The sequence below is a fragment of the Bradyrhizobium sp. Ai1a-2 genome (genome assembly GCF_000426245.1).
Classification (GTDB): Bacteria; Pseudomonadota; Alphaproteobacteria; order Rhizobiales; family Xanthobacteraceae; genus Bradyrhizobium.
In genome coordinates this window covers 1-8,832 of record NZ_AUEZ01000144.1, presented here as the reverse complement: position 1 = coordinate 8,832, position 8,832 = coordinate 1, and the positions used below count along the sequence as shown (strand labels likewise).

The 8,832-nt window shown below is 57.9% G+C and carries 3 protein-coding genes and 8 pseudogenes; 9 read left to right on the top strand and 2 right to left on the bottom strand.

What is annotated here, in order from left to right:
• Both K288_RS53180 and K288_RS55275 read left to right on the top strand, forming a co-directional pair.
• Window positions 1-171: pseudogene (locus K288_RS53180) on the top strand (IS701 family transposase); the annotation flags it as partial.
• 191 nt (window positions 172-362) lie between these two features.
• Window positions 363-783, top strand: a pseudogene (locus tag K288_RS55275) (IS630 family transposase); the annotation flags it as partial.
• Between the two features lie 11 nt (window positions 784-794).
• On the opposite strand, the gene K288_RS0141320 reads toward K288_RS55275, so the two are convergent.
• A complete protein-coding gene (locus K288_RS0141320) occupies window positions 795-1,520 on the bottom strand; it encodes an FkbM family methyltransferase (RefSeq protein WP_084800106.1) in 726 nt (241 codons plus the stop codon).
• A gap of 105 nt (window positions 1,521-1,625) precedes the next feature.
• Here K288_RS0141320 and K288_RS53175 point away from each other — a divergent pair, with 105 nt between their 5' ends.
• The 7 genes and pseudogenes from K288_RS53175 to K288_RS55270 form a co-directional block, all read left to right on the top strand.
• Entirely contained in the window at window positions 1,626-2,132 is a 507-nt protein-coding gene (locus tag K288_RS53175) for a hypothetical protein (protein WP_152535945.1), read from the top strand.
• Between the two features lie 81 nt (window positions 2,133-2,213).
• A pseudogene (locus K288_RS0141315) lies at window positions 2,214-2,581 on the top strand (transposase); the annotation flags it as partial.
• Window positions 2,582-2,936: 355 nt separating this feature from the next.
• Window positions 2,937-3,902: pseudogene (locus tag K288_RS51590) on the top strand (IS481 family transposase).
• Between the two features lie 350 nt (window positions 3,903-4,252).
• Window positions 4,253-4,899: pseudogene (locus tag K288_RS53170) on the top strand (GDP-mannose 4,6-dehydratase); the annotation flags it as partial.
• Window positions 4,880-5,829 (top strand): annotated as a pseudogene (locus K288_RS53165) (GDP-L-fucose synthase). The pseudogenes K288_RS53170 and K288_RS53165, both read left to right, overlap by 20 nt.
• Before the next feature lie 167 nt (window positions 5,830-5,996).
• The gene (locus K288_RS0141295; protein ID WP_027584634.1) at window positions 5,997-7,253 is read left to right on the top strand and encodes a hypothetical protein; all 1,257 of its coding nucleotides are present in this window, start codon (window positions 5,997-5,999) and stop codon (window positions 7,251-7,253) included.
• 123 nt (window positions 7,254-7,376) lie between these two features.
• A pseudogene (locus K288_RS55270) lies at window positions 7,377-7,637 on the top strand (transposase); the annotation flags it as partial.
• 32 nt (window positions 7,638-7,669) lie between these two features.
• On the opposite strand, the pseudogene K288_RS48575 reads toward K288_RS55270, so the two are convergent.
• Window positions 7,670-8,832, bottom strand: a pseudogene (locus K288_RS48575) (IS110 family transposase); the annotation flags it as partial.

Below are 8,832 nucleotides of genomic sequence, written 5' to 3'. Positions count from 1 at the left end.
CTCGATCACAACGAGAGCCGATCCTGGCATGGCTGGCATCGTCATGTTTCCATGGCCATGCTCGCCTTCGCTATGATGGCGGCGATCCGACATCGCGCTAATCCGCCACCGCCCAAAAAAACGAAACGTCGCCACGCGGCAAAAGCCAAAGCAAAGCCACGGCGTCACTGATCCGCTGGTCAATCCAGGAAATTCGCCGCATCGCCATCAAACTCGCACGAAAACGCATACCGCCCTCGCATATCGTCGCATGGTCACTCTGGCGTCGAGCGCATCAAGCGGCCGCCCAACGCGCACACTTCAAAGCAAAAACACAACTGTAATGCTAGGCCGACATCGGTGCGTGCGCCTTCGGCCATGCGCCGAACGGTCACTGGAAGACGACGACGTTTCTTGCGGGCCTCACCTGCGAGGGGCGGATTGCGCCCTTTTGTGCTCGACGGGCCGATCAATGCCGAGTGTTTCCTTGCCTATGTCGAGCAAATCCTCGTTCCCGTGCTGCGCAAGGGCGACACGGTGATCCTCGACAATCTGTCGAGCCACAAGAACTGAGAGGCGGCGCGCCTCATCGCCGCCGCCGGCGCACGCCTCCTGTTCCTGCCGCCCTACAACCCCGATCTCAATCCGATCGAAATGGCCTTCGCCAAACTCAAAGAACTATTGCGACAAGCCCAAGCCAGGACCGTCGATGCCCTTTGGGATTTCATCGGTCGCTCCCTAAAGCTATTCACTCCTGACGAATGCGCCAACTACCTCCGTCATTGCGGATACAATCCGCTTTGATCACAAGTGCTCTAAAAGCTGGTGTTCCTGAGCAATACATCGCCATAGACTGCGCGGGGATACTGGGTCACCAGTTCGAATGAGGGTAAGAGCTGAAGGATGCCTTGCAGCGACAGCTGCCCTTCGTAGAGCTCTTTGTCACTGTATTCTGTGTAGATGAAATGCGTATTGCTGAAGGTGCCCTTGCCGCCAGCGATAACGTCCGCCTCGGCTCCTTGCACATCCATCCAAATGAGATCGATCTTGTTCAGATTCGCTTCGCCGCACCAATCGTCTAGTCTTCGAGTCTCAACTGAGATGGGCTGATCGAACCGAACCCAATCATATTCGACAAGATGCTTCTTGGGTCGACGTATTGAACCAGAGAGGTCCCATTCTTTCGCTTCTCCCTCTCCATTGCTCGGATGGAAGGTGGCCTTACCGTTTCGGTCGCTGATGGCGATTTCAAATAGCGCCACCTTGTCGAGGTACGGCCTCATGTTCGTTTTAAAGCGGGCAGCCGCGCGGACGTCTGGCTCAAAGCAATAGAGCTTGGCCTCTGGACAGAGCCTGAGAAAGCATTGGGTATCGGTTCCGTCATTGCAACCGATATCCAAAATGACCGGATCGGGCTTTTGGAGAAGCGAAACGATGTGCTCATGTACTGTTAGCAAGACCGAGACTCCTTCATGGTTTCCATAGGTACTATGGCAAGCCCCTGAACCGACTTTTACGGATTGTCCGAGCGAGCCGGGCATTCCAATTGAACCAACGCTCCCGCAAATGTGCATCAAAGAAGATTTGGCTTCGCGCCAACAGAACACTTGGCTTTCGACGGTTGCATTGAGCGCGGAGCTAAGAAGATGTTGAAGGCTGGCTCAATTCTACGGAAGCCAGCGGCCGATATAGAAAGGGCTGAGAAAGCCATACAAACGTTTACCAGCAGTCCGTGCCTACGGGATCGGCTCGGCATTTCGCATCGCCCGGCCACACCGATTGCGCAGCCCGCCCCAGACGATCAGCGCAATGCACGTGCACCTCGGTCGAAACTCGATATCCGACTCTTTTCTCGGATCTCGGACAAAGATCGGCAACCATCGTTGCAGCCTAAATTTTGTTACCCGCGAACGACGGTTTCATATCTGCCATTATTATTGATCAGCCGTAAAATCGATTGTGTGGATCGGAACCATCCACGCGATGGATTTATCTCTGCCATACGTTTTGACCGCCTGGCGAAAGCCGCCAGCAAAGAGCGTGCCATTACCCCCGAAACGCCGGTGATGCGGCCCGGGATCCATGAGCGTTTGGATCTGGGAGATCTCGAAGGATCGCCGGAACGCATGGTCGCAGGGATTGCGAACGCTTAGTGACTTGCCGCAAGCAATTGACCTGCCCCTGCGTATTTCCTCCAGATGGAGTTAGAGTCCGGCCCGCAGAAGGACGGACAGATGAAGCGAGCAAGGTTTTCGGAAGATCAGATTATCGCGGTGTTGAAGGAGCATGAGGCGGGTGCGAAGACGGCTGACCTGGCTCGCAAGCATGGGATTTCCGAGGCGACGATCTACAATTGGAAGGCCAAATTCGGCGGTATGGATGTCTCCGAGGCCAAGCGACTGAAGGCCTTGGAAGAGGAGAACGCGAAGCTGAAGAAGCTTCTGGCCGAGCAGATGCTCGATGCGGCCGCCCTTCGCGAGCTTCTTTCAAAAAAAATGGTAGGGCCCGCCGCCAAGCGCGCTGCGGTCGCGCATCTCTGCAGGCCGTCATGAGCCTGTCGGAACGGCGGACCCGCTCGATCGTGAGCGCGGATCGGAAGATGAAATACCTAACCCCCGCGGCCTATGCCACCCACCTCACCGCAACGGACGATCGGCTACGCAACCCCGACCAGCTCCGCCGATCGTCCGTTGCTCCACCCGCGCCATTGGCGTACAAAACTCCGAGACTCTAACCGCCGCTGGATGAAAACTCAGTGGCAGGTCACAAGCAGCTGGCGGCGCAACTCCGGTCACAAAGAGTGCCAATCTTACGGGTGAAGCGCCAAACTCGACCTCCGGCACGGTCACGTCGCTTGCGCGGCCACAGATACCATGCGTGCCGAAATAGTTCGCAACAGGTTGTTTAGTCCCAGGTTTTGATGGTGCACTCTTGTCGCACGATTCGAGGGATGCGCTATGGAACAAGTTTTACACGGCTGCGCCACCACGACGGAGGCAATCCGTCGAGCAATACAAAATAGTCAAGAGAGCCTGAGAGCACTCGCCCCAAACGCTGCGGGATCAACCAGAAGACTGTCGCGAAGTGGAAGCAGCGCGAGACTGTCGCCGATCGTTCGACGGGCCCCAAGGAAGCCAATTCGACAGTCCTTTCCATCGAGGAAGAGGCGATCATCGTCGCTTTCCGGCGGCATGCGCTGCTGCCGCTCGACGATTGCCTCTATGCCCCGCAGCCGACCTTCCCGCATCTGACGCGGTCATCCCTGTATCGCTGCCTCCAGCGCCACGGCATCAGCCGATTGCTGGAGTTGAAGGCGGCAAGCCTTCGAAGAAAAAGTTCAAGGCTTATCCGATCGGCTATTTCCACATCGACATCGCTGAACTCCAGACTGCCGAAGGCAAGCTCTGCCTCTACGTCGCAATCGATTGCACTAGCAAGTTCGCCTTCGTGCAACTGGTCAAAAAGACGGGAAGGACCTCGGCCTCGGCCTTCCTCGAAGCTCTGATCGCGGCTGTCCCCTACAAGATCCATACCGTGCTCACCGACAATGGGATCCAGTTCACCTTCCCGCCGCGCCATGCGGACGGCCCGACGGCAAGATACGTGACGCATATGTTCGATATGCCATGCCAAGAACACGGGGTTCGAACATCGGCTGACCAAGATCAAGCATCCCTGGACCAATGGCCAGGTCGAGCGCATGAACCGCACGATAAAGCGAGCGACCGTCCAACGCTACCATTACGATCGACACGATCAGCTCGAAACTCACCTTGCCGACTTCATCACCGCCAACCACGCTCGGCGGCTGAAGACCCTGAAAAGCCTCACACCCTACGAGTACATCTGCAAATGCTGGACTTTCCCAGCCAGAACGATTCAATCTCAATCCGCTCCAGCAAATGCCGGGACTAAACACCTAGTTTTCTCCGTCCTCGACGCTCAACAACGCGCGCGCCCCCAGCTCAATCTATATGAATGTATATATTGTGTGACGGTCGATGCTGTATATGATGCGGGTGGATCACCGCTTACCTCGATTTGCGTGCCTTCGTTGGCCTGAGCCTCTGCATTTTTTCGGCTGCTTGGCTCCGAATCAAGCGCAATGGTTGCGGTCCAACCGCCTGATTGAAATCTACTTTGAGTTGACTTCGAAATGACGAGTAATAAGGGCAGCATGTCGTTTACTGCACCCGAAGGGACAACGACAGTTCGAGACTCGAAGCGGCGCGTAGCGCTGATTGCCGGCGTGACCGACCAGGAATATGCCGACAATGCGGATGCAATCGGCGTGCTGCGCTTGCTAGAGGCCAGCCGCATCCTCGGCAGGGAGTGGGAAACCCGCTTTTATCAGGCCTCTACCTCCGAGCTCTATGGCCTGGTGCAGGAGATCCCGCAGGAGGAAACTACTGCCTTCTATCCGCGCTCGCGTTATGCCGTCGCAAAGCTCTATGGCTACTGGGTCACGGTGAACTACCGCGAGGCCTGTGGGATGTTTGCCAGTAACAGCATCCTGTTCAACCATGAGAGCCCGATCCGTGGTGAGACCGTTCTCACCCGCAAGTTCACCCGTGGCGTCGCCCGCGTCGAAGCGGGATTGGAAGAGACGCTCTATCTCGGCAATCTCGAGGCCAAGCGCGGCTGGGGCTATGCACGCGACTATGTCGAGGGCATGCATCCGATCCTGCAGGCCGACGCGCCGGACGATTATGTGCTCGCATCCGGCGAGGCGCGCTCGGTGCGGGAGTTCGCCGAGCTTGCCTTTGCCGAGGTCGATCTTCTGATCGGCGACTCCAGCAGGGCGACGGCCAAGCTTGGCTGGAAGCTGAAGGCTCGCTGTGCGCAGCTGGTGAAGGAAATGGTGGCGGGCGACTTCAGCGAAGCCCGACTGGAAGTCGCAATGGCAAGCACACCGTATGAACTGAAGGGCAAGACGGCCTTCGCGGCCGGCCATCGCGGCGTGGTCGGCGGGCCGCTTGCCCGTCGGCTTTCGCAGGAAGATGTAGAGATCCTGACCGCAGGCCGCGCCGAGCTCGACCTCGGCGACGAGGCCCAGGTGTTCGACTGGTTTGCCAAGAAGAAGCCGCAAGCCTTGTTCCGGGCCGCGGCCAAGGTCAGCGGCATCGTAGTCAACAATACGCTGCGCGCGGAGTTCATCTACGACAACCTCGCGATTGCGGCCCACGTCATCCACGCGGCCTATCTGAACCGCACCGAGAAGCTGATGTTCCTCGGTTCCTCCTGCATCTATCCCAAGCTTGCCCCGCAGCCCCTGCGCGAGGACTACATGCTCACGGGCCCGTTGGAGATCACCAACGAGCCCTACGCGATCACAAAGATCGCCGCAATCAAGATGGTGGAGGCCTATCGCAGCCAGTATGGGTGCGACTCCATCAGCGTGATGCCCACCAATCTCTACGGCCCCAACGACAATTATCATCCCGAGTATAGTTACGTGTTCCCCGCGCTGATCCGCCGCCTCCATGAGGCGAAGCTCGCAGGCGCTCCCAACGTGGTCGTTTGGGGCACCGGCACGCTGCAGCGGGAGTTCTTCTATGTCGACGACATGGCGGACGCCTGCGTGCACCTGATCAAAATGCATTCCAGCAGCGACATAGTCAATATCGGGACCGGTGAGAACATCTCGATTGGCGGAGTTCGTCAAAGCTGTCGCGCGCACCACCGGGCATACCGGCGCGATCGGCCACGACACCTCGCGGCACGCCGCGCAAGCAGCTCGACTTCAGCCGTCTCCGCGCACTCGGCTGGCACGCTCGCGCCTCGTTGGAAGATGGCATTGTGCTCGCCTACCGCGCCTATCTCAACGAGAGCACGCAGGCGACGGAGTGACCGACGGGCCTCACCCGGTGACCGATGTTTCGCGACGATTTTGCAAAGGCGTTGAATCTTAATGAGAGCTCTTATAACGATGTTGTGCAAGAGGAACTTGGTAGGCTGGGGCGAAAAACGAACGCTCCCAAAATGTGGACAGTGAGCGCGAAAGATAGGAGATTCGATTGTCAGTTGCACCCGACTCGATCGCGAAGGCCGCTCAGGGGCTAAACGCTCTTGCAAAGCAATACGACGGAAACGGCGAGTCCGAGAGAGCGGAGCAGCTGTATAGAGTGGCGGCCGAACTTGAGCTCAGTTCGGCTGAGCTGCAAGATTGCTGGGGCGGCCCGCTCAATGGGCAAGTCGGACGCCAAGCCATATTCGTAGATCTTGTCGGGCGCATCCGCCCTGTTTCAATTCTCGAAACCGGCACTTTTCGTGGGATTACCACGCAATGGTTCGCGGAGCACTTTAAAGGCCCCATACATACCTGCGAAAAGGAAAGGATGTTTGCGCTCGAGGCGACTGCTCGGCTTTCCAAGTTTCACCACATCAACCTGTATGTCGCGGATTCTCGCCAGTTTCTAGAGACCACGCTCAACCAACATAACGAACATGATTCTTTGTTCATCTATTTGGACGCACATTGGGAAGAGGATCTTCCACTCGGTGAGGAGCTTCGGCTCATCTTTGCGAAGCATCCGAAATCAATTATTGCGATTGATGACTTCCAGGTGCCAACGGACTTTGGATATGGTTGGGACAACTACGGGCCCGGCAAGTCCTTGGACCTAGACTACCTAAAGGGAGTCATTCCCGACACAACCCAGATTTTTTTCCCCACGTTGCCTTCAGGCGACGAAACAGGTGCGGTCCGTGGACTGTGTATTTTAGCTACGGAATTGGGTGAGAATCTGACGGGCTGTCCGCTACTTCGCGGTGCAAGTTTTGACGAATGGCAAAAGGTGCGGAATAGTTCCGTCTCGGACCTCAGGCTGCAGCGGCAGGCATCTGAGAAGAGATTGGAAGTCATAACGGGTGAGTGTGATGCTCGGCTCGAACAAATTCACAAGCTTACCGCGCTGGTTCACAACCTTAAGTCTGAGGCCCGGGAATTGGGGGCTAAGAATGAGCAGTTTGAAGCAGGGCATGCAGACCAAACGAACCGAATCATGAATTTGGAAGGGGCACTCAAGCGCGTGCAAACTGAAAGTGATGCTCGGGCCAATCAGGTCAACACGCTCAAACGTGAGAAGGAAGAGCTCCTGATGCAGGCGCGCGGTCTAGTTAACTTCGAAAGTCTCGTGGCTAGTGATGAGGCGATTCCCGGCGCTCCTAAATCTTTGCGGGCTGCTCTGCTACTTGCGCGTTTGCTGCATCAAGCAGCGGCCGCGTTTCGCAGCCTTAGGGACAACTTCGGCGGGTTCAAAAATCGGCCGTAGGGTTTCGGTTTGAAAGTGCATTCCAATAGCGACATGAGAGCTGGTCCCGGAAATCTGAACAGCGCGATAAGTGGGGTTTCTGCCTGACGGCAGGCAAGATTGCCCAGCGAATCAGGAGAGACGATGAGCAGAAGATCACAGCGGAATCACACTGCGGCCTTCAAGGCGAAGGTGGCGCTTGCCGCCGTCAAGCGTGACCGCACGCTGGCGCAACTGGCGGAGCAGTTCGACGTTCACCCCAATCAGATCGCATCGTAGAAGGCACAGCTCGAAGGCGGTGCTGTCGATGTGTTCGGTCCAGGCAGCGGAAGTCGGTTCGCCGATCCCGCCATCGATGTGAAGTCGCTACACGCCAAGATCGGCGAGTCGACGCTGGAGAACGATTCCCAAGAAACGGCAGCACCGACTTTCGGCTCCAAGGGCTGGAGAACAAAGCCGAATGCCTTGGCACGCCGATGCAAATTGTTGACTACTCGCGTTCGGTAACGCGTCTCGTAGGACGAGGCCCCCGGATCGACATAGTCCATTCCGTATCGCACAGCATTGTAGAACAGAACTGCGATCTTGCGGGCCGTGGCGGTCACGGCCTTGGCCTTGCCGATGCGCGCTGAGAGCCGTCTATAAAAGGCGCCGAGCGCGGTGTCCGTACGACCCACGGTCACGGCAGCAAGGCGCAGAAGTGCCGCCGCCCGGCCGCCGGATCGGCGCGTTCGGGACGAGAGCATTTTGCCGCCGGAGACCTTGTTACTCGGCGCCAGTCCCAGCCAGGAGGTAAAATGCTTTGCACTCGGCCACGAGGAGAGGTCGTCGCCGCATTCTGCGATCAGCTTCAGCGAGAGGCAAGAACCGAGGCCGTCGATCGTGGTGATGTCCTTTCCGAGCAACGCGAACAGCGCCTCGCGGACGTCGAAAGCTGGAGCGTTCGCCTGATCGGTTCGGTTCCGACGCCGCGAGGCCCGCGGCGCTGATCCATGGCCATGACCGCGATGGATGCTCAGTTCCTTCAACACGGCTTCGATCCGGGCGTCGCAGGCAGATGCCTTCTCGTGGTAGGCGTCGTAAAGCGCAAGTGCTTGCTCGAGCGCAAACAGATGCTCGGCGCGATAGCTTCCGGCGAGCGCCTTCGCGATCGTCTCGGCGCTGGAGTGGCAACTGTAATGGCGCAAGCAGGCCAGCGCCTCCGGATCGCGCTTCGCCGGCAAGGATCGCGCGTATGATACGCAGGCCGGTCGCGCCGGTGATGTCGGCGACAACGTGGTGCAGCTGAAGATTCATCTCCGTCAAGGCCTTCTGCATATGCTGGATGTGTGAGGCCGCGTACTCCAGCAGACGCTCGCGCTGACGCACGTAGGCCCGCAGCTCGGCAATCTTCCGTTTGGGCCGAAAGCTGGCCCGCAGCAACCCGAATGAATGGAGCCGCTGCAGCCATTGCGCATCGCTGACATCGGTCTTGCGCCCCGGCACGTGCTTGGCATCGCGCGCGTTGACAAGGAACACGGTAAATCCTCGGGCATCGAGAAGCTCGAAAATCGGAATCCAGTAGACGCTGGTCGATTCCATGACGACGGTCTCGACGCCG